The 23,853-nt window shown below is 69.6% G+C and carries 23 protein-coding genes; 8 read left to right on the top strand and 15 right to left on the bottom strand.

The features are described 5' to 3' along the window. Positions 1–5: 5 nt before the first annotated feature. The 6 genes from IG84_RS0132330 to IG84_RS0132355 all read right to left on the bottom strand — a co-directional run bounded on the left by IG84_RS0132330 (position 6) and on the right by IG84_RS0132355 (position 5,900). Positions 6–1,262: a cysteine desulfurase gene (locus tag IG84_RS0132330; protein WP_031065223.1), complete on the bottom strand. Its 1,257-nt coding sequence runs from the start codon at positions 1,260–1,262 to the stop codon at positions 6–8. Next, positions 1,259–2,023 carry a Fe-S cluster assembly ATPase SufC gene (sufC, locus tag IG84_RS0132335; protein ID WP_030264512.1) on the bottom strand — a complete coding sequence of 255 codons (765 nt, stop codon included), beginning with the start codon at positions 2,021–2,023 and terminating at the stop codon, positions 1,259–1,261. Before sufC ends, IG84_RS0132330 begins: the two co-directional genes overlap by 4 nt. Before the next feature lie 7 nt (positions 2,024–2,030). Continuing rightward, positions 2,031–2,354, bottom strand: coding sequence for a bifunctional 3-phenylpropionate/cinnamic acid dioxygenase ferredoxin subunit (locus tag IG84_RS0132340; RefSeq protein ID WP_030264508.1), 324 nt, complete (start codon positions 2,352–2,354; stop codon positions 2,031–2,033). Beyond that, positions 2,351–3,532 carry a Fe-S cluster assembly protein SufD gene (gene sufD, locus IG84_RS0132345; RefSeq protein WP_031065225.1) on the bottom strand — a complete coding sequence of 394 codons (1,182 nt, stop codon included), beginning with the start codon at positions 3,530–3,532 and terminating at the stop codon, positions 2,351–2,353. The genes IG84_RS0132340 and sufD overlap by 4 nt, the downstream gene beginning before the upstream one ends. Positions 3,533–3,615: 83 nt before the next feature. After that, on the bottom strand, positions 3,616–5,037 hold the full coding sequence (gene sufB / locus IG84_RS0132350; protein ID WP_031065226.1) for a Fe-S cluster assembly protein SufB: 1,422 nt from the start codon (positions 5,035–5,037) through the stop codon (positions 3,616–3,618). After that, a complete protein-coding gene (locus IG84_RS0132355) occupies positions 5,034–5,900 on the bottom strand; it encodes a helix-turn-helix transcriptional regulator (protein WP_031065228.1) in 867 nt (288 codons plus the stop codon). The genes sufB and IG84_RS0132355 overlap by 4 nt, the downstream gene beginning before the upstream one ends. 185 nt (positions 5,901–6,085) lie before the next feature. Here IG84_RS0132355 and IG84_RS0132360 point away from each other — a divergent pair, with 185 nt between their 5' ends. The 3 genes from IG84_RS0132360 to IG84_RS0132370 all read left to right on the top strand — a co-directional run bounded on the left by IG84_RS0132360 (position 6,086) and on the right by IG84_RS0132370 (position 8,912). Then, entirely contained in the window at positions 6,086–7,048 is a 963-nt protein-coding gene (locus tag IG84_RS0132360) for an ABC transporter ATP-binding protein (RefSeq protein WP_031065231.1), read from the top strand. Then, entirely contained in the window at positions 7,045–7,818 is a 774-nt protein-coding gene (locus tag IG84_RS0132365) for an ABC transporter permease (protein ID WP_031065233.1), read from the top strand. Before IG84_RS0132360 ends, IG84_RS0132365 begins: the two co-directional genes overlap by 4 nt. A 104-nt stretch (positions 7,819–7,922) precedes the next feature. Further along, the gene (locus tag IG84_RS0132370) at positions 7,923–8,912 is read left to right on the top strand and encodes a COX15/CtaA family protein (protein ID WP_037801111.1); all 990 of its coding nucleotides are present in this window, start codon (positions 7,923–7,925) and stop codon (positions 8,910–8,912) included. A gap of 121 nt (positions 8,913–9,033) precedes the next feature. On the opposite strand, the gene IG84_RS0132375 is transcribed toward IG84_RS0132370, so the two are convergent. Then, positions 9,034–9,381, bottom strand: coding sequence for a type 1 periplasmic-binding domain-containing protein (locus tag IG84_RS0132375; protein WP_031065238.1), 348 nt, complete (start codon positions 9,379–9,381; stop codon positions 9,034–9,036). A gap of 119 nt (positions 9,382–9,500) precedes the next feature. Then, positions 9,501–10,463: a heme o synthase gene (locus IG84_RS0132380; RefSeq protein WP_078649662.1), complete on the bottom strand. Its 963-nt coding sequence runs from the start codon at positions 10,461–10,463 to the stop codon at positions 9,501–9,503. Positions 10,464–10,900: 437 nt separating this feature from the next. On the opposite strand from IG84_RS0132380, the gene tkt reads away from it, so the two are divergent. Genes tkt through pgl form a run of 5 tightly spaced genes read left to right on the top strand, consistent with a single transcriptional unit; the run spans position 10,901 to position 17,534 of the window. After that, on the top strand, positions 10,901–13,006 hold the full coding sequence (tkt, locus tag IG84_RS0132385; protein ID WP_031065242.1) for a transketolase: 2,106 nt from the start codon (positions 10,901–10,903) through the stop codon (positions 13,004–13,006). 34 nt (positions 13,007–13,040) lie between these two features. Continuing rightward, complete coding sequence (gene tal / locus IG84_RS0132390; protein WP_031065246.1) at positions 13,041–14,159, top strand: transaldolase; 1,119 nt, start codon at positions 13,041–13,043, stop codon at positions 14,157–14,159. Beyond that, positions 14,156–15,688 (top strand): glucose-6-phosphate dehydrogenase, encoded by a 1,533-nt coding sequence (zwf, locus tag IG84_RS0132395; RefSeq protein ID WP_037801112.1) that lies wholly within the window; start codon positions 14,156–14,158, stop codon positions 15,686–15,688. The genes tal and zwf overlap by 4 nt, the downstream gene beginning before the upstream one ends. Then, positions 15,685–16,755, top strand: a complete 1,071-nt coding sequence (gene opcA / locus IG84_RS0132400; RefSeq protein ID WP_031065252.1) for a glucose-6-phosphate dehydrogenase assembly protein OpcA — start codon at positions 15,685–15,687, stop codon at positions 16,753–16,755. Before zwf ends, opcA begins: the two co-directional genes overlap by 4 nt. Then, a complete protein-coding gene (pgl, locus tag IG84_RS0132405) occupies positions 16,752–17,534 on the top strand; it encodes a 6-phosphogluconolactonase (RefSeq protein WP_031065255.1) in 783 nt (260 codons plus the stop codon). Before opcA ends, pgl begins: the two co-directional genes overlap by 4 nt. Before the next feature lie 96 nt (positions 17,535–17,630). On the opposite strand, the gene IG84_RS0132410 is transcribed toward pgl, so the two are convergent. The 7 genes from IG84_RS0132410 to gap all read right to left on the bottom strand — a co-directional run bounded on the left by IG84_RS0132410 (position 17,631) and on the right by gap (position 23,816). Further along, entirely contained in the window at positions 17,631–17,897 is a 267-nt protein-coding gene (locus IG84_RS0132410) for a hypothetical protein (protein ID WP_031065261.1), read from the bottom strand. A 5-nt stretch (positions 17,898–17,902) separates the two neighbouring features. Continuing rightward, positions 17,903–19,555: a glucose-6-phosphate isomerase gene (gene pgi / locus IG84_RS0132415; RefSeq protein WP_031065265.1), complete on the bottom strand. Its 1,653-nt coding sequence runs from the start codon at positions 19,553–19,555 to the stop codon at positions 17,903–17,905. Between the two features lie 253 nt (positions 19,556–19,808). Then, complete coding sequence (locus IG84_RS0132420; RefSeq protein WP_078600932.1) at positions 19,809–20,144, bottom strand: RNA polymerase-binding protein RbpA; 336 nt, start codon at positions 20,142–20,144, stop codon at positions 19,809–19,811. A gap of 165 nt (positions 20,145–20,309) precedes the next feature. Then, complete coding sequence (gene secG, locus IG84_RS0132425; RefSeq protein WP_037801115.1) at positions 20,310–20,540, bottom strand: preprotein translocase subunit SecG; 231 nt, start codon at positions 20,538–20,540, stop codon at positions 20,310–20,312. Between the two features lie 172 nt (positions 20,541–20,712). After that, entirely contained in the window at positions 20,713–21,489 is a 777-nt protein-coding gene (gene tpiA / locus IG84_RS0132430; RefSeq protein ID WP_031065268.1) for a triose-phosphate isomerase, read from the bottom strand. A 6-nt stretch (positions 21,490–21,495) separates the two neighbouring features. Then, a complete protein-coding gene (locus IG84_RS0132435) occupies positions 21,496–22,698 on the bottom strand; it encodes a phosphoglycerate kinase (RefSeq protein WP_031065272.1) in 1,203 nt (400 codons plus the stop codon). A 113-nt stretch (positions 22,699–22,811) separates the two neighbouring features. After that, entirely contained in the window at positions 22,812–23,816 is a 1,005-nt protein-coding gene (gap, locus tag IG84_RS0132440) for a type I glyceraldehyde-3-phosphate dehydrogenase (protein WP_031065278.1), read from the bottom strand. Positions 23,817–23,853 lie beyond the last annotated feature (37 nt).

Below are 23,853 nucleotides of genomic sequence, written 5' to 3' on the forward strand. Positions count from 1 at the left end.
CGTCCTCATCCGAAGAAATTACGGACGTGCTCCAGGCCGGCGACCAGGGCGTCGACCTCGGCCGGGGTGGAGTACAGATAGAACGACGCTCGTGTCGTCGCAGGAATTCCGTACCGCAGGCAGACCGGGCGGGCGCAGTGGTGGCCGACGCGGACCGCGATGCCCTCCTCGTCGAGCACCTGCCCCACGTCGTGCGGGTGGATGTCACCGAGCGTGAAGGAGATCGCGGCGCCGCGGTCCTCGGCCGTGGTGGGGCCGATGATCCGCAGGTCGGGGACCTCCAGCAGCCGCTTCACGGCGTACTCGGTGAGCGCGTGCTCGTGCTCGGCGATCCGCTCCATGCCGATGGAGTTGAGGTAGTCCACCGCCGCGCCGAGGCCGACGGCCTGGGCGATCGGGGGCGTACCGGCCTCGAACTTGTGCGGCGCCGGGGCGTAGGTGGAGGAGCTCATCGAGACGGTCTCGATCATCTCGCCGCCACCGAGGAACGGCGGCAGGTCCTCCAGCAGCTCCTGGCGGCCCCACAGGACCCCGATGCCGGTCGGGCCGCACATCTTGTGGCCGGTGAAGGCCACGAAGTCGGCCTGGAGCGCCTGGACGTCCAGCGGCATGTGCGGCGCGGCCTGCGAGGCGTCGAAGACGACGAGCGCGCCGACGTCCTGCGCCTTGCGGACGATCGCCTCGACCGGGTTGACCGTGCCCATGAGGTTGGAGACCAGGGTCAGGGAGACGACCTTGGTCTTCTCCGTGATGATCTCGTCGATGTTGGAGAGGTCGAGCCGGCCGTCCTCGGTCAGCCCGAACCACTTCAGCTTCGCGCCCGTGCGCTGCGAGAGCAGCTGCCACGGCACGATGTTGGAGTGGTGCTCCATCTCCGTGATGACGATCTCGGTCTCGTGGTCCACGCGGTAGGGCTCATCCGCCCAGCCCAGCATGTTCGCGACGAGATTGAGCGACTCCGAGGCGTTCTTGGTGAAGATCACCTCGTCGCGGCTCGGTGCGTTGATGAACTCGGCGACCTTGTCGCGAGCACCTTCGTACAGCGCCGTGGCCTCCTCGGCGAGCACGTGCACGCCTCGGTGGACATTGGCGTTGTAGCGTTCGTAGTACTCGCTCAGCACGTCGATGACCTGGCTGGGCGTCTGCGAGGTCGCGGCGCTGTCCAGGTAGACGAGCTTCTTCCCTTCGTGGACCTCGCGGCCCAGGATCGGGAAGTCCTTACGGATCGCCTCTGTGTCGAGGAGGCCCGGCAGCTGTGTCACGCGGTAGCGCCACCCTTCACGTATGCCTCGTAGCCCTCGGCCTCCAGCTTGTCGGCCAGCTCGGCGCCGCCGGACTCGGCGATCCGGCCGTTGGCGAAGACGTGGACGAAGTCGGGCTTGATGTAGCGGAGAATCCGCGTGTAGTGGGTGATCAGCAGCGTGCCGACCTCACCGGACTCGCGGACCCGGTTGACGCCCTCGGAGACGATGCGCAGCGCGTCGACGTCCAGACCGGAGTCGGTCTCGTCGAGGATCGCGATCTTCGGCTTGAGGAGCTCCAGCTGGAGGATCTCGTGGCGCTTCTTCTCACCGCCGGAGAAGCCCTCGTTGACGTTGCGCTCGGCGAACGCCGGGTCCATGTTGAGGCGCTCCATGGCCTCCTTGACCTCCTTGACCCACAGCCGCAGCTTGGGGGCCTCGCCGCGGATCGCGGTGGCGGAGGTGCGCAGGAAGTTGGAGACGGAGACGCCGGGGACCTCGACCGGGTACTGCATGGCGAGGAAGACGCCGGCGCGGGCGCGCTCGTCGACGGACATCTCCAGGACGTCCTCGCCGTCGAGGGTGACGGTGCCGCCGGTGATCGTGTACTTGGGGTGACCCGCGAGGGAGTACGCGAGGGTGGACTTGCCGGAGCCGTTGGGGCCCATGATGGCGTGCGTCTCGCCCTGCTTCACGGTCAGGTCGACGCCCTTCAGGATCTCGCGCGGGCCGTTCTCGGCCTCGACGGAGACGTGCAGGTCGTGAATCTCAAGCGTTGCCATGGGGAACTCAGGACTCCTGGGTGACGGAGACGAGCACGTCGTCCCCTTCGATCTTTACGGGGTATACGGGGACGGGCTGCGTCGCGGGAAGGCCGGACGGCTTGCCGGTGCGGAGGTCGAAGCTGGAGCCGTGCAGCCAGCATTCGATGGAGCAGTCCTCCACCTCGCCCTCCGAGAGGGAGACGTTCGCGTGCGAGCAGATGTCGTTGATCGCGAACACCTCGCCCTCGGTACGGACGACCGAGACCGGGGTGCCGTCGAGCTCGACCCGCTTGGGGGTGTCTTCCTCGAGCTCGCTCAGCCCACAGGCTCGTACGAAGGTGGCGGTCATGCTACGGACGCCTCCAGCTCGGCATCGATCTTGGCGATGAGGCGCTCCTCGACGTCCGGCAGGCCGATCTGCTGGACCAGCTCGGCGAAGAAGCCGCGGACCACCAGGCGACGGGCCTCCTCGGCGGGGATGCCGCGGGCCATCAGGTAGAAGAGCTGCTCGTCGTCGAAGCGGCCGGTCGCCGAGGCGTGGCCCGCGCCGACGATCTCGCCGGTCTCGATCTCCAGGTTCGGCACCGAGTCCACCCGCGCGCCGTCCGTGAGGACGAGGTTGCGGTTGAGCTCATAGGTGTCCGTACCGGTGGCCGCGGCGCGGATGAGGACGTCGCCGATCCAGACGGCGTGCGCGTCCTGGCCCTGGAGGGCGCCCTTGTAGACGACGTTGGAGCGGCAGTTGGCCGCCTCGTGGTCGACGAAGAGGCGGTGCTCCTGGTGCTGGCCGTTGTCGGTGAAGTACAGGCCGTAGAACTCGGCCTCGCCACCAGGGGCGGCGTACGTCACGCGGGGGTTCAGCCGGACCAGGTCGCCGCCGAAGGTGACGACCACGGACTTGAAGGAGGCGTCCCGGCCGACCAGGGCGTTGTGCTGGCCGGCGTGGACCGCGGTGTCGTCCCAGTCCTGGACGGAGACGACGGTGAGCTTCGCGCCGTCGCCGAGGAGGTAGTCGACGTTGGCGGCGAGCGTGGCGTCACCGGTGTGGTCGATGACGACGACGGCCTCGGCGAAGGCTCCCAGCTCGATGACCTGGTGGCCGTAGGCGACCCCGCCCTCGCCGTGGACGGCGATGCGGATGGGCTCGCTGAGCACGGTCTCCTTGGGCACGGAGACCACGGAGGCCTTCTCGAAGGAGCTGTACGCCTGCGCCGCGACCCGGTCGATGGGCTTGCCGGCCTTGCCGACCCGCGCGTCGTCCCGGTCGGCGGTCTCGACCGTCACGCCCTCGGGCGCGTTGATCTCGACCGAGACGCCGCCGGTGGCGGTGGCGGTGCCGTCGTGGAGGCCCTTCAGGCGCTCCAGCGGCGTGAAGCGCCACTCCTCCTCGCGGCCGTGCGGCACCGGGAAGTCCGCCACGTCGTAGGACGGCGGGGCGCTCATCCGGGTGGCGACGGTGGACTCCGCGGCCACCGCGATCGAGCCCGAGGTGGTGGTACCCGCGGGGATGTTCTGAGCCTCAGCCATGGCTGTCGTAGTGCTCACTTTCTGGGTCAAGAAGTTTGCTGCGGACGGAGGGGGCCGGGCTGCCCGGCCCCCGGGGCGGTCGGTCAGCCGACCGAGCCCTCCATCTGCAGCTCGATCAGCCGGTTGAGCTCCAGCGCGTACTCCATGGGCAGCTCACGGGCGATCGGCTCGACGAAGCCGCGCACGATCATCGCCATGGCCTCGTCCTCGGAGAGGCCGCGCGCCATCAGGTAGAAGAGCTGGTCCTCGCTGACCTTGGAGACGGTCGCCTCGTGGCCCATGGACACGTCGTCCTCGCGGACGTCCACGTAGGGGTAGGTGTCCGAGCGGGAGATGGTGTCCACCAGCAGGGCGTCGCACAGCACGTTGGACTTGGAGCCCGCCGCGCCCTCGCCGATCTCGACCAGGCCGCGGTAGGAGGTCCGGCCACCGCCTCGCGCCACCGACTTGGAGACGATGTTGGAGGAGGTGTTCGGCGCCATGTGGACCATCTTGGAGCCGGCGTCCTGGTGCTGGCCCTCGCCCGCGAAGGCGATGGACAGCGTCTCGCCCTTGGCGTGCTCGCCCATCAGGTAGACGGCCGGGTACTTCATCGTCACCTTGGAGCCGAGGTTGCCGTCGACCCACTCCATGGTCGCGCCCTCGTAGGCCACGGCACGCTTGGTGACCAGGTTGTAGACGTTGTTCGACCAGTTCTGGATCGTCGTGTAGCGGCAGCGGCCGCCCTTCTTGACGATGATCTCCACGACGGCGGAGTGCAGCGAGTCCGACTTGTAGATCGGCGCCGTGCAGCCCTCGACGTAGTGGACGTAGGCGTCCTCGTCGACGATGATCAGCGTCCGCTCGAACTGGCCCATGTTCTCGGTGTTGATCCGGAAGTAGGCCTGCAGCGGGATGTCGACGTGCACGCCCGGGGGCACGTAGATGAACGAGCCGCCGGACCACACCGCGGTGTTCAGCGAGGCGAACTTGTTGTCACCCGCCGGGATCACCGTGCCGAAGTACTCCTTGAAGAGCTCCGGGTGCTCCTTGAGCGCGGTGTCGGTGTCCAGGAACAGGACGCCCTGCTCCTCCAGGTCCTCGCGGATCTGGTGGTAGACGACCTCGGACTCGTACTGCGCGGCGACACCGGCGACCAGGCGCTGCTTCTCCGCCTCCGGGATGCCGAGCTTGTCGTAGGTGTTCTTGATGTCCTCGGGCAGGTCCTCCCAGCTGGCGGCCTGCTGCTCCGTGGAGCGGACGAAGTACTTGATGTTGTCGAAGTCGATGCCGGAGAGGTCCGAGCCCCAGTTCGGCATGGGCTTCTTGTCGAAGAGCTTCAGGCCCTTGAGGCGAAGCTTGAGCATCCACTCCGGCTCGTTCTTCTTCGCCGAGATGTCGCGGACGACCTCCTCGGAGAGGCCGCGCTTGGCGGAAGCGCCGGCGACGTCGGAGTCGGCCCAGCCGTATTCGTAGTTGCCCAGACCCTCGAGCTCAGGGTGAGCAGTCTCCGTGGGGAGCGTCATGCGGGGTTCCTCCCGGCCGTGCTTGCAGATGCTGTGGTGGTCTTTGTGATGCGGTGGTCGGCCTTGCCGGTGGCCTTCGCCGCCCTGGGAGGGCCCTGGGCCTTGGGGGCGCCCTGGGCAGTCGCCTTGGGTACGAAGGTCGTGCAGACACCGTCGCCGTGGGCGATGGTGGCAAGACGCTGCACGTGGGTCCCGAGCAGGCGCGAGAAGACCTCGGTCTCCGCCTCGCACAGCTGAGGGAACTGCTCGGCCACATGGGCGACCGGGCAGTGGTGCTGGCAGAGCTGTTCACCTTGCTGCAGATGGGGGGCGCTGCGCGCCGTAGCAGCGTACCCGTCCGCGGTCAATGCCTTCGCAAGGGCCGCCGTGCGCTCCTCGGGCGACGCGGCCTCGACCGCCGAGCGGTACTCCGCCGCCTGGGCCTCCAGCCGGGCGCGGGCGAACTCCGCGACCGCGGCCTCGCCGCGCTCGCCGCCGCCCGCGGCCTGCGCGATCCAGCGCAGCGCGTCGGAGGCCAGGCTGTCGTATGCCTGGTCGAAGGCGTCCCGGCCGCAGTCGGTCAGCGCGAACGCCTTGGCGGGGCGGCCCCTGGAGCGTGTGCCGTACACCCGCTTCTCGCGGGGCTCCACGACACCCTCGGCCACGAGGGCGTCGAGATGGCGGCGGACGGCGGCCTGGGTCAGCTCCAGCCGGAGCGCCAGCTCGGCGGCGGTGGAGGGGCCATGGTCCAGAATGGAGCGCGCCACGCGATTCCGCGTGCCGTGCGCCTCGTCCTGGGCGGTGACCTGCGCAGAGGCGGAGGTCACCGGCCCGGCGGCCGGAGTGGCCGCGGGAACCTGTCGATCCTCGCTCGCGTATTTCACAACGACATTGTTGCGTAATTCTTCAGACCAGGACAAGCCTCACTGGTACACGGCCGTGGTGGCCTCTATCACTTAGGGGAACCTAAGTGCAAGGCCGCCGCGCGTCGGACACAAGGCCCGCCTCGCGTCGGGTACGCGGGAGCCCCCGTGGGAACCGAGGGGTGCGCCTTCGTAGACTGCGGGTCATGCGCAGCACCTCCCCGGGGGACGTCCCCCGGACCCCCGGGCGCGAGCCCGCCGTCGAGGTCACGGGCCTGGTCAAGCGGTACGGCAGCAAGACCGCCGTGGACGGCCTGGACCTCACCGTCGCCCGCGGCACCGTCACCGCCGTCCTCGGCCCGAACGGCGCCGGCAAGACCACCACCGTCGAGACCTGCGAGGGGTACCGCCGCGCCGACGCCGGCACCGTCCGCGTCCTCGGCCTGGACCCCGTCGCCGACGCCGCCGCGCTGCGCCCCCGTATCGGCGTGATGCTGCAGTCCGGCGGCGTGTACGCGGGCGCCCGCGCCGAGGAGATGCTGCGGCACACCGCGTCCCTGCACGCCCACCCCGTCGACGTGGACGTCCTGATCGAGCGCCTCGGCCTGGACTCCTGCGGCCGGACCACCTACCGGCGGCTCTCCGGCGGCCAGCAGCAGCGCCTTGCGCTCGCCATGGCCGTCGTCGGCCGCCCCGAGCTGGTCTTCCTGGACGAGCCGACCGCGGGCCTGGACCCGCAGGCCCGCCGCGCCACCTGGGACCTCGTGCGCGAGCTGCGTACGGACGGCGTCAGCGTCGTGCTGACCACGCACTTCATGGACGAGGCCGAGCAGCTCGCCGACGATGTCGCGATCATCGATGGCGGCCGGGTCATCGCCCAGGGGAGCCCCGAGACGCTGTGCAAGGGGGGCGCGGAGAACACGCTGCGCTTCACGGGGCGGCCGGGTCTGGACCTCGCCTCGCTCCTGAAGGCGCTGCCGGCCGGCTGCGCGGCGGCCGAGCTGACGCCCGGCGCGTACCGGGTCAACGGCACGATCGACCCGCAGCTGCTGGCCACCGTCACCTCTTGGTGCGCGCAGAACGGCGTGCTGCCGGACCGCATAGCGGTCGAGCGGCACACCCTGGAGGACGTCTTCCTGGAGCTCACAGGCAAGGAGCTGCGCGCATGAGTACGACCACGGGTGTCTTCACCCCGAAGCCGGGCGCGGCGCCGCTGTCCCGGATGATCCGCGCGCAGGCCCTCCTCGAGACGAAGATGCTGCTGCGCAATGGGGAGCAGCTCCTGCTGACCGTCGTCATCCCGACGCTGCTGCTGGTGCTGTTCTCCGCCGTCGACATCGTGGACACAGGGTCCGGCAAGGCCGTCGACTTCCTCGCCCCCGGCATCCTCGCGCTCGCCGTGATGTCCACCGCCTTCACCGGGCAGGCCATCGCCACCGGATTCGAGCGGCGCTACGGAGTGCTCAAGCGGCTCGGCGCCTCGCCGCTCCCCCGCTGGGCGCTGATGACCGCCAAGACCTGCTCCGTGCTGGTCACGGAGGTCCTGCAGATCGTGCTGCTGACCGTGGTCGCCTTCGCGCTGGGCTGGTCGCCGCACGGCAATCCCGTCTGGGTCGTGCTGCTGCTGATTCTCGGTACCGCGGCCTTCTCCGGGCTCGGCCTCCTCATGGCCGGCACGCTCAAGGCCGAGGCCACGCTCGCCGCGGCCAACCTGGTCTTCCTGCTCCTTCTGGTCGGCGGCGGCGTCATCGTCCCGCTGGAGAAGTTCCCCGGCGCCCTGCAGTCCGTACTGGAGCTGCTGCCGATCTCGGCGCTCTCGGACGGGCTGCGCGACGTCCTCCAGCACGGCCGGGGGCTCCCCCTGGCCGACCTCGGCATCCTCGCGGTCTGGACGGTACTGGGGCTGGGCGCGGCGGCGCGGTTCTTCCGCTGGGAGTGACCCGGGCGACGTCCCCGGACACGCCGCGTGCCCCTGGGGACACGGTACGCACCGTTTCGCACCCCTCGTGAAAAGGCGCACAAGCCGCCGCCTACGATGAGCCCGTGCCGAATTCGCTGAATCCCCTGGAGCAGATCGCCCGTCGCTGGCAGCCGTCGGCTGCCTTCGTGCGACGTGCCGCGCTCGCCACGGTCGTCATGGCCGTCGTCATCGTCGTGACCGGCGGCGCGGTCCGGCTCACCCAGTCGGGTCTGGGCTGCTCCACGTGGCCGCAGTGCACCCCCGGCAGCCTCACGCCGACCCACGAGATGGGCATCAACGGCATCATCGAGTTCGGCAACCGCCTGCTCACCTACGTGCTGTGCGCGGTCGTCGGCCTCTTCATCATCGCCGCCCGCGCCCGGCACCCCCGGCGCCGCTCGCTCACCCGGCTCGGCTGGGCGCAGTTCTGGGTGGTCATGGGCAATGCCGTGGTCGGCGGCATCACCGTGCTGACCGGCCTGAACCCGTACATCGTCAGCGCGCACTTCCTGGTGTCGACGGCGCTGCTCACGGTGGCGGTGGTCTCGTGGCGGCGGGCGTCCGAGGGCGACGCGGAGCCGCGGGACCTGGTCGCCCGGCCGGTCCGCCAGCTCTCCTGGCTGCTGGTGCTGGCCACCGCGGCGCTCACCCTGATCGGCACGGTCGTCACGGGCGCCGGCCCGCACGCGGGTGACGCGCGCAAGGTGCACCGAATCCCGCTGGACTGGCAGGAGATCACCCAGCTCCACGTGGACTTCGTGTACATCGTGGTCGGCCTGAGCATCGCCCTGTGGTTCACGCTGCGTGCGGTCAAGGCGCCCGCGGCGCCGCGCCGGATGCTCCTGGAGCTCTTCGGCTGCCTCGCGTTCCAGGGCGTCATCGGCTACGTGCAGTACTTCACCCACCTGCCCGAGCTGGTCGTGGGCATCCACATGCTCGGCTCGACGCTGGTGTGGATCTGTGTGCTGCGGGTCTTCCTCTCGCTGCGCGAGCGCGGCCCGCTGACGGCCGTTCCGGCCCCCGCCGGGGCCCAGGAGCCCACCGACGCCCCCAAGGCCGCCACGACGGCCTGAGGCGCCTTCCCGCGCCTTTCACGCAAAGCCCGTCGGCTTCACACGACATGAGCCCGCCGGCACGGTCCGAGGACCGTGCCGGCGGGCTCATTGCATACGGCGGCTGCCGTCAGTCGTACCGTCAGTCGTTGGACGGTCCGCCCACCTGGAGGCCGGCCATCCGCGACCACTCGTAGCGGCCGGTGCGCACCTTGGCGGCCAGCTCGCCGTCGAAGTCGTCGTGCAGGGTGATGCCCGCCTTCTCGGCGCCCTTCTTGGCGGCCTCGTACGAGCGGGCGACGAGGTTGCCCCACTCACCGTTGGCGCCGACCAGGGCGACCCGGGTGCGGCCCCGTCCTATGTGGGCCAGCTGGCCCTCGGCGCTGCCGCCGTGGCTCCTGGCGAAAGCCTGCATCTCCCGGGCGAGCTTGGCGGCCTGCTTCTCGGAGCGCTTGTCCAGCCGCTCGTCCGCCTGCGTGGTCTCTGACATGGCCGCATGCTACCGATCGGTAAGCGCCGCACGGAAGAAGGCCGCCGTGACCTCCCGTATGGGATCGGTCACGACGGCCTCTCAGGGGCGCCCTCGTCCGCGGGCCGCGCGAAAGCGTGTCAGCGCAGGAAGGGATCGACCGCGACGGCCACGAAGAGCAGCGACACGTACGTGATCGACCAGTGGAAGAGCCGCATCTCCTTGAGCTTGGCGCCCGTGATCTCGGCCTTGGCGCGGGCCTGCAGGCCGTGCGCCTCCTTCAGCCAGAAGGCACCGCACAGGACCGCGACCACCGTGTAGAACCAGCCGGTGTAGCCCAGCGGCTGCAGCAGCAGCGACACGCCGACCATCACCCAGCTGTAGAGCACGATCTGCCGCGCGACCACCTTGTTCGAGGCGAGGACCGGGAGCATCGGCACGCCGACGCGCGCGTAGTCCTCCTTCACCTTCATGGACAGCGGCCAGTAGTGCGGCGGCGTCCAGAAGAACATCACCAGGAAGAGGATGACCGGCGCCCAGGACATCGAGTTGGTCACGGACGACCAGCCGATGAGGACCGGCAGGCAGCCGGCGATGCCGCCCCAGACGATGTTCTGCGAGGTGCGGCGCTTCAGGATCATCGTGTAGACGACCACGTAGAAGAGCAGCGCGCCCAGGGAGAGCCATGCGGACAGCCAGTTGACGGTCAGTCCGAAGAGGAGCGTGGAGATCACCGCGAGCGAGACGCCGAAGACCAGGCACTCGCGCGGGCTGACCATCCCGGTGACCAGTGGACGCTGCGACGTGCGGTCCATCAGCGCGTCGATGTCGCGGTCGATGTACATGTTGAGCGCGTTGGCGCCGCCGGCCGAGAGGTAGCCGCCCACGCAGGTGAGGAGCACCAGCGTCAGGTCGGGCACGCCCTGTTCGGCGAGGAACATCACCGGAACAGTGGTGATGAGCAGCAGCTCAATGATCCGCGGCTTGGTGAGCGCCACGAATGCCTTGAGCCGGGCCCCGAACGGCCGGTCGCCGGAACCGGAACTCCCTGCGCTCGCAGAGAGCGCCCCCGCAGGACGGGATTCGACGGCCGTCACGCACACCCCTGAAGTAACTTCTGCGGCTTGCGCCGCGGAGATAAGGCCAGCAAGCACATTCGGGCAGTGAAGGCCCGGTGAAGACTTGCGCGTACCACGCCACTCTAGACGTTGGGGATAGCGCGATCTTCGCGGGGGTGGGTTCGTGTTGGCGCAGCGCGGGCCGGAAGGAATCACACCCGAGTGCCCGGACACGCGGACGTTCAGCGGGCGAAAGGGGGCACCGGACGGCAGTCTGAACCCAGCGTCGACACCCGGTGTCTCCTGGGCGTTCACCTGCTCATTCGGGCGCTCGTTCGGGGTCCTGAAAACTCATGTGTTGCAGGTGACGGCAAGCGGGGTTCCGGCGGAAAAATGCGGCTCCCGCGAAGGTAGGCTCGACAGCGTCCGAGGGCATTTCCGACCCCCGGCATTCGACATGTGGAGAGGAGCCCTGACCCAGGGTGAGCACCAAGCCGACCACCACAGGTCTTGAGTGGACCGATCTGGACCAGCGGGCTGTCGATACCGTCCGCGTTCTGGCCATGGATTCCGTGCAGAAGGTCGGTAACGGCCACCCGGGCACGGCCATGAGCCTCGCTCCTGCCGCCTACACCCTTTTCCAGAAGGTCATGCGGCACGACCCCGCCGACCCGGACTGGACCGGCCGTGACCGGTTCGTGCTGTCCGCCGGCCACTCGTCCCTGACCCTCTACATCCAGCTCTACCTCGCCGGTTTCGGCCTGGAGCTGGAGGACCTGATGGCCTTCCGCACCTGGGGTTCCAAGACCCCGGGCCACCCGGAGTACGGCCACACCGTGGGTGTCGAGACCACCACCGGCCCCCTGGGCCAGGGCGTGGCCAACGCAGTGGGCATGGCGATGGCCGCCCGGTACGAGCGCGGCCTGTTCGACCCGGACGCCGCCCCCGGCACCTCGCCGTTCGACCACCACATCTACGCCATCGCCGGCGACGGCTGCCTCCAGGAGGGCATCTCCGCCGAGGCGTCGTCCATGGCCGGGCACCAGAAGCTCGGCAACCTGATCATGCTGTGGGACGACAACCACATCTCGATCGAGGGCGACACCGAGACCGCCATCTCCGAAGACACCGTCAAGCGGTACGAGGCGTACGGCTGGCACGTCCAGCGCGTGGAGCCCAAGGAGAACGGCGACCTCGACCCCGAGGCGCTGTACGCGGCGATCGAGGCGGCCAAGGCCGAGACCGAGCGCCCGTCCTTCATCGCGATGCGCTCGATCATCGCCTGGCCGGCCCCCAACGCCCAGAACACCGAGGCCGCGCACGGCTCGGCGCTCGGCGGCGAGGAGGTCGCGGCCACCAAGCGCGTCCTCGGCTTCGACTCCGAGAAGGACTTCGAGGTCGCCGACGACGTCCTGTCGCACACCCGTGCGCTGCAGGACCGCGCCCGTGACGCCAAGACCGAGTGGGAGAAGTCCTTCGGCGAGTGGCGGACCGCCAACCCCGAGCGCGCGCAGGAGTTCGAGCGCATCCGCGCCGGCAAGCTGCCGGCCGGCTGGGAGGAGCAGCTCCCCTGCTTCGAGACCGGCAAGGCGGTGGCCACCCGTGCCGCCTCCGGCAAGGTCCTGCAGGCGCTGGGCGGCGTGATCCCCGAGCTGTGGGGCGGCTCCGCCGACCTCGCCGGCTCGAACAACACCACCATCGACAAGAACTCCTCGTTCCTGCCGGTGGGCAACCCGCTGCCGGAGGCCGACCCGTACGGCCGCACGATCCACTACGGCATCCGCGAGCACTCCATGGCCGCGGAGATGAACGGCATCGCGCTGCACGGCAACACCCGCATCTACGGCGGCACCTTCCTGGTGTTCTCCGACTACATGCGCAACGCCGTGCGCCTGTCGGCCCTGATGCACCTGCCGGTCACCTACGTGTGGACGCACGACTCGATCGGTCTCGGCGAGGACGGCCCGACCCACCAGCCGGTGGAGCACCTGGCCTCGCTGCGCGCCATCCCCGGCCTCAACGTCGTCCGCCCGGCGGACGCCAACGAGACCGCGCTGGCCTGGGCCGAGATCAACAAGCGCTGGACCAAGGAGTACGGCAAGGGCGCCCCGCACGGCCTGGCGCTGACCCGCCAGGGCGTGCCGACGTACGAGCCCAACGCCGAGGGTGTCGCCAAGGGCGGTTACGTCCTGTTCGACGCCGAAGCAGCCGACGGGCAGAGCGCAGAGCCGCAGGCGGTGCTGATCGCCACCGGCTCCGAGGTGCACCTCGCGGTCGAGGCGCGTGAGCAGCTGCAGGCCGCGGGCGTTCCGACGCGCGTCGTCTCGATGCCGTGCGTGGAGTGGTTCGAGGAGCAGGACCAGGCGTACAAGGACAGCGTCCTGCCGCCGGCCGTCAAGGCCCGGGTCGCCGTCGAGGCGGGCATCGGCCTGACCTGGCACAAGTACGTGGGCGACGCCGGCCGCATCGTCTCGCTGGAGCACTTCGGTGCCTCCGCGGACGGCAAGGTCCTCTTCCGCGAGTTCGGCTTCACGCCCGAGAACGTGGCCGCCGCCGCGCGGGAATCGATCGACGCCGCCGCGCGCTGACGCCCATAGACGACAAGTAGGAGATGCAATTCCCATGACAGACGCACTCAAGCGCCTTTCCGACGAAGGCGTTGCGATCTGGCTGGACGACCTGTCGCGCAAGCGCATCACGTCCGGCAACCTCGCCGAGCTGATCGACCAGAGCCACGTGGTGGGTGTCACCACCAACCCGTCGATCTTCCAGAAGGCGATCTCCTCGGGTGAGGGCTACGAGCAGCAGGTCTCCGACCTCGCGGCCCGCAAGGTCACCGTCGAGGAAGCCATCCGCATGATCACCACCGCGGACGTCCGCGACGCGGCCGACATCCTGCGGCCGGTCTTCGACGCCACCGACGGCCAGGACGGCCGGGTCTCCATCGAGGTCGACCCGCGCCTGGCGCACAACACCAAGGCGACCGTCGCCGAGGCCAAGCAGCTGGCCTGGCTGGTGGACCGCCCGAACACGCTCATCAAGATCCCGGCGACCAAGGCGGGCCTGCCCGCGATCACCGAGGTCATCGGCAAGGGCATCAGCGTCAACGTCACGCTGATCTTCTCGCTGGAGCGCTACCGCGAGGTCATGGACGCCTACATCGCGGGTCTGGAGAAGGCCAAGTCCCTGGGCCTTGAGCTGGGCAAGATCCACTCCGTCGCGTCCTTCTTCGTGTCCCGCGTGGACACCGAGATCGACAAGCGTCTGGACGGCATCGGCACCGACGAGGCCAAGGCCCTCAAGGGCAAGTCGGCGCTCGCCAACGCCCGGCTGGCCTACCAGGCGTACGAGGAGGTCTTCTCCTCCGACCGCTGGGCCGCCCTGGAGAAGGCCGGCGCCAACAAGCAGCGGCCGCTGTGGGCCTCCACCGGCGTCAAGGACCCCGAGCTCAAGGACACCCTGTACGTCGAGCAGCTGGTCGCGCCGAACACGGTCAACACCATGCCGGAGGCCACCCTGGAGGCCACCGCGGACCACGGCGAGATCACGGGTGACACCGTGAGCGGCGGGTACCAGGAGGCTCAGGCCGACATCGACGCGCTCGCGAAGGTGGGCGTCTCGTACGACGAGGTCGTCCAGCTCCTGGAGGACGAGGGCGTCGACAAGTTCGAGTCGGCCTGGAACGACCTGCTCAAGTCGACCGAGGCGGAGCTGAAGCGCCTCGCTCCTTCGGAGGGCTGAGACTCTTGTCAAGCAGCAATCCGCTGCGTGACGCCGCGGACCGACGGCTCCCGCGTATCGCGGGGCCGTCGGGCCTCGTCATCTTCGGCGTCACGGGCGATTTGTCACGTAAAAAGCTGATGCCCGCCGTTTACGACCTCGCCAACCGCGGCCTCCTCCCGCCGGGCTTCTCGCTCATCGGCTTCGCCCGCCGCGACTGGGAGAACGAGGACTTCGCCCAGGTCGTGCACGACGCGGTCAAGGAACACTCGCGCACCCCCTTCCGCGAGGAGGTCTGGCAGCAGCTCAGCCAGGGCATGCGCTTCGTCCAGGGCAACTTCGACGACGACGCGGCCTTCGAGCAGCTCAAGTCCACGATCCAGGACCTGGACAAGGCGCAGGGCACCGGCGGCAACTTCGCCTTCTACCTGTCCGTGCCGCCCAAGTTCTTCCCCACCGTCGTCCAGCAGCTCAAGAACCACGGGCTGGCCGACCAGAAGGACGGCTCCTGGCGCCGCGCGGTCATCGAGAAGCCCTTCGGCCACGACCTGGAGAGCGCCCGCGAGCTCAACCAGGTCGTCCACGAGGTCTTCCCGCCCGAGTCGGTCTTCCGGATCGACCACTACCTCGGCAAGGAGACGGTCCAGAACATCCTGGCGCTGCGCTTCGCCAACACGATGTTCGAGCCCCTGTGGAACCGCTCCTACGTGGACCACGTGCAGATCACGATGGCCGAGGACATCGGCATCGGCGGCCGGGCCGGGTACTACGACGGCATCGGCGCCGCGCGTGACGTGATCCAGAACCACCTCCTCCAGCTCCTCGCGCTGACCGCCATGGAGGAGCCCGCCTCCTTCGACGCGGACGCGCTGGTCGCGGAGAAGGCCAAGGTCCTCGGCGCCGTCCGGCTGCCCAAGGACCTGGGCAAGGAGACGGTGCGCGCGCAGTACGCGGAAGGCTGGCAGGGCGGCGAGCAGGCCGTCGGCTACCTCCAGGAAGAGGGCATCGACCCCCAGTCGAAGACCGACACCTACGCCGCGATCAAGCTGGGCATCGACAACCGCCGCTGGGCGGGCGTGCCCTTCTACCTGCGCACCGGCAAGCGCCTGGGCCGCCGCGTCACCGAGATCGCGGTCGTCTTCCAGCGCGCCCCGCACTCCCCCTTCGACCACACCGCCACCGAGGAGCTGGGGCAGAACGCCCTGGTCATCCGCGTGCAGCCGGACGAAGGCGTGACGGTCCGGTTCGGCTCGAAGGTCCCGGGTACCTCGATGGAGGTGCGGGACGTGTCGATGGACTTCGCGTACGGCGAGTCCTTCACGGAGTCCAGCCCCGAGGCGTACGAGCGCCTGATCCTGGACGTCCTCCTCGGCGACGCCAACCTCTTCCCGCGCACGGAGGAGGTCGAGCTGTCCTGGAAGATCCTCGACCCGATCGAGCAGTACTGGGACAAGCACGGCAAGCCCGCGCAGTACCCGGCGGGTACCTGGGGGCCCGTCGAGGCGGACGAAATGCTCGCACGAGACGGACGGAGCTGGCGTCGGCCATGAAGATCGATCTCACCGAAACCACGGCCAGCAAGATCAACAAGGCGCTGGTGCAGGGTCGCCGTGCCATCGGCACGCCGGCCGTCGGCATGGTGCTCACCCTCGTCATCGTCACGGACGAGGAGAACGCCTACGACGCGGTCAGGGCCGCCAACAACGCCTCGCGCGAGCACCCCTCGCGCACCCTGGTCGTCATCAAGCGCGCCAGCCGATCCCCGCGGGACCGCGCCAAGCCGCGCCTCGACGCCGAGGTCCGGGTCGGCGCGGACGCCGGCACGGGCGAGACGGTCGTCCTGCGGCTGCACGGCGAGGCCATCAACCACGCCCAGTCCGTCGTGCTGCCGCTGCTGCTGCCGGACGCCCCCGTGGTGGTCTGGTGGCCGGTCGGCGGCCCGACCGACCCGGCCAACGACCCGCTCGGGTCGCTCGCCCAGCGCCGCGTCACCGACACCTACGCCACCGAGCAGCCGGTCCGGGAACTGACCGCGCGCGCCGCGGCGTACACCCCCGGCGACACCGACCTGGCCTGGACCCGCATCACGCCCTGGCGCTCGATGCTGGCCGCCGCGCTCGACCAGCAGCCGAGCGAGGTCACCTCGGTCACGGTCGAGGGCGAGGAGTTCAATCCGAGCTGCGAGCTGCTGGCCATGTGGCTCGCGGACCGGCTGCACGTCCCCGTCGAGCGGACGCTCTCCGCGGGCCCCGGCCTCACGGCCGTCCGCATGGAGACCAAGAACGGTCCGATCGTGCTGGACCGCCCGGACGGCGCGATGGCCACGCTGTGCATGACCGGCCAGCCGGACCGTGCGGTGGCGCTGCAGCGGCGGGAGACCGCCGAGCTGCTCGCCGAGGAGCTGCGCCGGCTGGACCCGGACGACACCTACGCGTCCGCGCTGAAGTACGGCGTGGAGCGCCTGGGGTCGTACAAGGACGCCCAGCCCGGTGTCTCGGCCAAGACCGCCGAGGCCGCCGAGCAGGAGGCCGAGGCCGAGCCGCAGTCCGCCGAGGACGCCCCCAAGGGGAAGGCCGCGGCCAAGAAGGCGCCCGCGAAGAAGGCGGCCGCCAAGTGAGTGCGCCGCAGGTCGTCGTCCACCGCGACAAGGAACTGATGGCCAAGGCCGCCGCGGCCCGGCTGATCACGAAGATCGTGGACGCCCAGGCGGCGCGTGGCTCCGCCTCCGTCGTCCTGACCGGCGGCCGCAACGGCAACGGCCTGCTCGCCGCCCTCGCCGAGTCCCCCGCGCGGGACGCGGTGGACTGGTCCCGGCTGGACCTGTGGTGGGGCGACGAGCGGTTCCTGCCCGAGGGCGACCCGGAGCGCAACCACACCCAGGCCCGTGAGGCGCTGCTGGACAGCGTCCCGGTGGACCCGGCGCGGGTGCACGTGATGGCGCCGTCCGACGGCGGGTACGGCAACGACGCGGACGCTGCGGCGGAGGCGTACGCCGCTGCCCTGGCCGCGGCAGCCGGACCGGAGGACCACGGGCCCGTCCCGTCCTTCGACGTCCTCCTGCTGGGTGTCGGCCCGGACACCCACGTCGCCTCGCTCTTCCCGGAGCACCCGGCCGCGCGGGAGACCGAGCGGACGGTGGTCGGCGTGCACGGCGCGCCCAAGCCGCCGCCCACCCGGATCTCGCTGACCCTGCCCGCGATCCGCGCGGCGCGGGAGGTCTGGCTGCTCGCGGCGGGCGAGGACAAGGCGAACGCGGCCGCGATGGCCCTCTCCGGCGCGGGCGAGATACAGGCGCCCGCGGCGGGCGCGTACGGCCGCAGCCGTACGCTCTGGCTGCTGGACGAGGCGGCCGCCTCCCAGCTGCCGCGCGGGCTGTACCCGCCGGCCTCGGCCTGACGGGTCCGCCGCACGACGAACGGCCCGGCTCCCACGGTGCTCACCGTGGGAGCCGGGCCGTCGTCGTGTCCGGGGCCCGGACGGCCGCTCAGCGGCTCACGACGCGCGCTCCCGCTCCTGGCGCACCATGGCGTTGGCCATCCGCGCCGGGTCCTGGAGGTCGCCCACCGCGACGCCGTCGACGTCCTCGTCGAGGGTGTTGTACGGGCCGAGGCCGACGTCCTTGTCGCCCTTGTCGCCCTGCACCGCTTCCAGGTGCCGGGCGGTCACCTCCTGCTGCTTGGCCGCGGGCTGGTCCACCAGCCACTCGCGGTTCTCCGGGGTCAGCAGGTTCAGAAAGCTCGTGAGCGCGTCTTCGTGCACCGGGATCAGCGCCCCCGCATCGTGCGGTAGGTGGCGACCAGCGACTTCGTCGAGGCGTCCAGGCCCTCGACCTCGGCGCCCTCGGTCAGCGCGGGCTCCACGCGCTTGGCGAGGACCTTGCCGAGCTCCACGCCCCACTGGTCGAAGGAGTCGATGTTCCAGACCGCGCCCTGGACGAACACCTTGTGCTCGTAGAGGGCGATGAGCTGGCCCAGCACGGACGGGCTGAGCTCCTTGGCCAGGATGGTCGTGGAGGGGCGGTTGCCCTTGAAGGTCTTGTGCGTCACCAGTTCCTCGGGCACGCCCTCGGCGCGCACCTGCTCCGGCGTCTTGCCGAAGGCCAGCGCCTGGCCCTGCGCGAAGAGGTTGGCCATCAGCAGGTCGTGCTGGGCGACCAGACCGGGCTGGAGGTCCTCGACCGGCTGTGCGAAGCCGATGAAGTCGGCCGGGATCATCTTCGTGCCCTGGTGCAGGAGCTGGTAGTACGCGTGCTGGCCGTTCGTGCCGGGCGTGCCCCAGACCACCGGACCGGTCTGCCAGGACACCTCCTCGCCGTCCCGGCCCACGTACTTGCCGTTGGACTCCATGTCGAGCTGCTGGAGGTACGCGGTGAACTTGGAGAGGTAGTGGCTGTACGGCAGGACCGCGTGCGACTGCGCGTCCCAGAAGTTGCCGTACCAGACGCCGAGCAGGCCGAGCAGCAGCGGCGCGTTCTCCTCGGGCGGCGCGCAGCGGAAGTGCTCGTCGACGAGGTGGAAGCCGGCCAGCATCTCGCGGAAGTGCTCCGGGCCGATCGCGATCATCAGCGAGAGGCCGATGGCCGAGTCGTAGGAGTAACGGCCGCCGACCCAGTCCCAGAACTCGAACATGTTCGCCGTGTCGATGCCGAACTCCGACACCTTCTCGGCGTTGGTCGACAGCGCCACGAAGTGCTTGGCGACCGCCTCGTCACCGGCCCGCAGGCCGGTCAGCAGCCAGTCGCGGGCCGAGGTGGCGTTGGTGATCGTCTCGATGGTGGTGAACGTCTTCGAGGCGATGATGAAGAGCGTCTCGGCCGGGTCCAGGTCGCGCACGGCCTCGTGCAGGTCCGCGCCGTCGACGTTGGAGACGAACCGGAACTGCATGTCGCGGTCGGAGTACGCGCGCAGCGCCTCGTACGCCATCGCCGGACCCAGGTCCGAGCCGCCGATGCCGACGTTGACGACGGTCTTGATGCGCTTGCCGGTGTGGCCCTTCCAATCGCCGGAGCGGACCCGGTCGGCGAACGTGGACATCCTCGTGAGGACGTGCTGCACGGCCGGGACGACGTTCTCGCCGTCGACCTCGATGTCGGCCGAGCCGGGCGCGCGCAGCGCGGTGTGCAGCACCGCGCGGTTCTCGGTGATATTGATCTTCTCGCCGCGGAACATGGCGTCCCGCAGCTCGGTGACCTTCGTCGCGGCGGCCAGCTCGCGCAGCAGCCGCAGCGTCTCGTCGGTCACCAGGTGCTTGGAGTAGTCCAGGTGCAGGTCACCGACCTGGAGCGTGTACCGCTCCGCCCGGCCCGGGTCCTGCTCGAACAGCTCTCGCAGATGCGTGCTCGCGAGCTGTTCGCGGTGCTTCCCCAGGGCCGCCCACTCGGACGTCTGGTCGAGCCTGCTGCGGCCATCTGCGTTCATCTCGGACATCAGCCTTCTTTGGTCTCGTATCGGCCCCGCCACCCCCCAACCTAATTGATCAGGCGACGAGATGAGATGTCCGCCCGCTGTCGAACGGCTGACACGAATGTGTCCGTACCGGATTCACCTGCGAAGCCACTCGAACAGCGGAACGCGAGCGGCCCGGCAGGAAGGCCGAAACCTTCCGGCCGGGCCGGTGCACACTCTTCTCCTCCGCCGGACGCGGGTGTTCGGCGCCGCCGGGGCCGCGTCCTCAGATCTCGCCGCGGAGCTTGGCGAGCGCCTCCGCGAGAATCGCCTCGCCGTCCGCGTCCGTCCGGCGCTCCCGTACGTACGCCAGGTGCGTCTTGTACGGCTCGGTGCGCGGCGGGTCCGGCGGGTTGTCCCGGTCCTTGCCTGCGGGGAAGCCACAGCGCGGGCAGTCCCAAGTGTCAGGAATCTGCGCGTCGCCGGCGAAGCTGGGCTGTGTCTCGTGCCCGTTGGAGCACCAGAAGGAGATGCGGATGCGAGGCGCGGACTCGCCCCGCTCGGCCTCCCCCATCGGCCCCGCCCCGACCCGACTTCCTCGGATCGCGTTGCCACTTGCCACGGTCGTAACTCCCTGCGTCATGGTGCTGCGAAGCCTCGATGGGAGCCTCCGCTGCGGGCGCCCAGTCTACGTAAGGCCCAACGCGCGTCCAGTGACAGGAGTTACCCGGCCACGGAAGGACGCCGCACTCATGATAAGCCGCGCCCCCGACACAGTGTCAGCTCTCTAGCTGTCCAGCTTCATCAGGATGCCGAGGACGACGATGCAGGCGAACCAGAGCAGGCCGACGACGATGGTGATGCGGTCGAGGTTCCGCTCGGCGACGGAGGAACCGCCGACCGAGGACTGCATACCGCCACCGAACATGTCGGACAGGCCGCCGCCCTTCCCCTTGTGCATGAGCACCAGCATCATCAGCAGCGCGCTGAAGACGATGAGGGCGATCGAGAATCCCATGACCACTGGTGGACCAACTCTCTAGGACTGGCGGACGGAAGGACAAGCGGATCAAACGGTGTGGGGCCGGGGCGGCGTCGTGTGACACCGGGACCCGGCCCCGACAGCCTACGACGGGCCGGGCCCGTCGTCATAGCTGCTGCTCACGGTGGTACGGAGCGCAGCGTGACCGCTACTGGTCGCGGAATCGAACGATCTTGACGAACTCGTCGGCGTCCAGCGCGGCGCCGCCGATCAGCGCGCCGTCGACGTCCGGCTGCGCCATGATCGCCGCGACGTTCCCGGACTTCACCGAGCCGCCGTACTGGATGCGCACCTTGTCGGCGAGCTCCTGGCTGTACAGCTCCGCGAGGCGGCGGCGGATCGCACCGCAGACCTCCTGGGCGTCCTCCGGGGTGGCGACCTCGCCGGTGCCGATGGCCCACACCGGCTCGTACGCGATCACGATGGTCTCGGCCTGCTCGGCCGGGACGTCCTGCAGCGCGCCGTCGACCTGGGCGAGGGTGTGCGTGACCTGGTTGCCCGCCTTGCGGACGTCCAGGCCCTCACCGACGCACAGGATCGGCGTGATGCCGTGCTTGAAGGCGGCCTTGACCTTGGCGTTGCAGACCGCCTCGTCCTCGCCGTGGTACTGGCGGCGCTCGCTGTGGCCGATGGCCACGTACGCGCACTTCAGCTTGGCGAGCATCGGGCCGGAGACCTCACCGGTGAAGGCACCGGAGTCGTGCGCCGAGATGTCCTGGGCGCCGTACTTGATCTTCAGCTTGTCGCCGTCGACCAGGGTCTGCACCGAGCGGATGTCGGTGAAGGGCGGCAGGACCGCGACCTCGACGGCCTCGTAGTCCTTGTCGGCGAGCGCGAAGGCGAGCTTCTGGACGTGGGCGATGGCCTCGAGGTGGTTGAGGTTCATCTTCCAGTTGCCCGCCATCAGCGGGGTACGGCTACTCACGTTTGTTCAGTCCTCCAGAGCGGCGAGGCCGGGGAGCGTCTTGCCTTCGAGGTATTCGAGGCTGGCGCCACCACCGGTCGAGATGTGGCCGAAAGCATTCTCGTCGAAACCGAGCAGGCGTACGGCAGCGGCCGAGTCCCCGCCGCCGACGACGGTGAAGGCTTCCGAGTCGAGCAGCCCCTGCGCGACGGCCTTGGTGCCGTTCGCGTAGTCCGGGTGCTCGAAGACACCCATCGGGCCGTTCCAGAAGATGGTGGCCGCGTCCTTGAGCTTGGCGGCGTACAGCTCCCGGGTCTTCGGGCCGATGTCCAGGCCCTCCTGATCGGCCGGGATGGCGTCCGCAGCGACCGTACCGGGGTTCGCCGGGGCCTTGGTCTTCAGGTCCGGGAAGTCGGTCGAGACCATGACGTCGACGGGCAGGACGAACTCCACGCCCTTCTGCTCGGCGCGCGCCAGGTACTCCAGGACGGCCGGGACCTGGTCCTCCTGCAGCAGCGACTTGCCGACCTCGTGGCCCTTGGCCTTGAGGAAGGTGTACGCCATGCCGCCGCCGATCAGGATGCGGTCGGCCTTCTCCAGGAGGTGGTCGATGACGCCGAGCTTGTCGGAGACCTTGGCGCCGCCGAGCACGACCGCGTACGGGCGCTTGACGTCCTCGGTGAGCTTCTTCAGGACCGTGACCTCGGCGGCGATCAGGTCGCCGGCGGCGTGCGGCAGCCGGGCCGGCAGGTCGTACACCGAGGCGTGCTTGCGGTGCACGGCGCCGAAGCCGTCGCCGACGTACAGGTCGGCGAGGGCAGCCAGCTGGTCCGCGAACGCGCCGCGCTCGGCGTCGTCCTTGCTGGTCTCGCCCGCGTTGAAGCGGAGGTTCTCCAGGACGGCCACCTGGCCGTCGGCGAGGCCCGCCACGGTCGCCTGAGCGGACTCGCCGACCGTGTCGGTGGCGAAGGCGACGTCCTGGCCGAGCAGTTCACCCAGTCGCTCCGCCGCGGGGGCGAGCGAGAAGGCCGGGTCCGGGGCGCCCTTGGGGCGGCCCAGGTGCGAGGCGACGACCACGCGGGCGCCCGCGGCGGCGAGCTTGGCGATGGTCGGCTGCACGGCGCGGATGCGGCCGTCGTCGGTGATGGTGGTGCCGTCCAGCGGCACATTCAGGTCGGCGCGGACAAAGACCCGCTTCCCCGCTACCTGAAGGTCGTCGATCGTCTTCATGGTGACTCCGTTCGAACGTCAGTCATGGGACGGGGCCCGTACGACGCGTCGTCGCGTCCTACGAGCCCCGTCCTCACATCTCGGTGCCTAGTGCTGCGTCAGGCAGAGATTATTCAGAGCTGGCCGCCGACGAAGACAGTCAGGTCGACCAGGCGGTTCGAGTAGCCCCACTCGTTGTCGTACCAGCCGACGACCTTGACCTGCTTGCCCTGGGCCATGGTGAGGCCGGAGTCGAAGGTGCAGGAGGCCGGGGTGTTCACGATGTCCGAGGAGACGATCGGGTCCTCGGTGAACTCCAGGTAGCCCTTGAGCTGGCCCTCGGCGGCCTTCTGGAAGGCGGCGTTGATCTCGTCGGCGGTGACCTCGCGGTCGAGCTCCAGGACGAGGTCGGTGACCGAGCCGGTGGGGACGGGCACGCGCATGGCGATGCCGTCCAGCTTGCCCTTGAGCTGCGGGAGGACCAGCGCGGTGGCCTTGGCGGCACCGGTGGAGGTCGGGATGATGTTCTCCGCGGCGGCGCGGGCGCGGCGCAGGTCCTTGTGCGGGAAGTCCAGGATGCGCTGGTCGTTGGTGTACGCGTGGACCGTGGTCATCATGCCCTTGACGATGCCGAAGTTCTCGTCCAGAACCTTGGCCATCGGCGCCACACAGTTGGTGGTGCAGGAGGCGTTCGAGATGACGTCGTGCTTGTCGGCCTCGTACTTGTCCTGGTTGACACCCATCACGATGGTGATGTCCTCGTCCTTGGCCGGAGCCGAGATGAGGACCTTCTTCGCGCCACCGGCGAGGTGCTTGGCGGCGTCCTCACGCTTGGTGAAGATGCCGGTCGACTCGATCACGATGTCGACGCCCAGCTCGCCCCACGGGATGTCGGCGGGGTTGCGCTCGGAGAGCACCTTGATCGTGCGGTCGCCGACGGTGATGGTGTCGGCGGTGTGCGACACGTCCTGCTTCAGACGACCCAGGATGGTGTCGTACTTGAGCAGGTGGGCGGTGGTCGCGGTGTCACCCAGGTCGTTGACAGCCACGATCTCGATGTCCGCACCCTGCTCCAGCAGCGCGCGGAAGTAGTTACGACCGATGCGGCCAAAGCCGTTGATGCCTACGCGGATCGTCACGAAACCGATCTCCTCGTTGGTACGGCGGTTTGTGCAC

Source organism: Streptomyces ochraceiscleroticus (assembly GCF_000720485.1).
Classification (GTDB): Bacteria; Actinomycetota; Actinomycetes; order Streptomycetales; family Streptomycetaceae; genus Streptomyces; species Streptomyces ochraceiscleroticus.

What these genes read in the sequence shown, in the direction of transcription:
- sufB (WP_031065226.1), bottom strand. Translation starts at nt 5,037, where the DNA reads ATGACGCTCCCCACGGAGACTGCTCACCCTGAGCTCGAGGGTCTGGGC.
- IG84_RS0132375 (WP_031065238.1), bottom strand. Translation starts at nt 9,381, where the DNA reads ATGTCAGAGACCACGCAGGCGGACGAGCGGCTGGACAAGCGCTCCGAG.
- IG84_RS0132365 (WP_031065233.1), top strand. Translation starts at nt 7,045, where the DNA reads ATGAGTACGACCACGGGTGTCTTCACCCCGAAGCCGGGCGCGGCGCCG.
- opcA (WP_031065252.1), top strand. Translation starts at nt 15,685, where the DNA reads ATGAAGATCGATCTCACCGAAACCACGGCCAGCAAGATCAACAAGGCG.
- IG84_RS0132360 (WP_031065231.1), top strand. Translation starts at nt 6,086, where the DNA reads ATGCGCAGCACCTCCCCGGGGGACGTCCCCCGGACCCCCGGGCGCGAG.
- tal (WP_031065246.1), top strand. Translation starts at nt 13,041, where the DNA reads ATGACAGACGCACTCAAGCGCCTTTCCGACGAAGGCGTTGCGATCTGG.
- secG (WP_037801115.1), bottom strand. Translation starts at nt 20,540, where the DNA reads ATGGGATTCTCGATCGCCCTCATCGTCTTCAGCGCGCTGCTGATGATG.
- sufD (WP_031065225.1), bottom strand. Translation starts at nt 3,532, where the DNA reads ATGGCTGAGGCTCAGAACATCCCCGCGGGTACCACCACCTCGGGCTCG.
- pgi (WP_031065265.1), bottom strand. Translation starts at nt 19,555, where the DNA reads ATGAACGCAGATGGCCGCAGCAGGCTCGACCAGACGTCCGAGTGGGCG.
- IG84_RS0132435 (WP_031065272.1), bottom strand. Translation starts at nt 22,698, where the DNA reads ATGAAGACGATCGACGACCTTCAGGTAGCGGGGAAGCGGGTCTTTGTC.
- IG84_RS0132340 (WP_030264508.1), bottom strand. Translation starts at nt 2,354, where the DNA reads ATGACCGCCACCTTCGTACGAGCCTGTGGGCTGAGCGAGCTCGAGGAA.
- sufC (WP_030264512.1), bottom strand. Translation starts at nt 2,023, where the DNA reads ATGGCAACGCTTGAGATTCACGACCTGCACGTCTCCGTCGAGGCCGAG.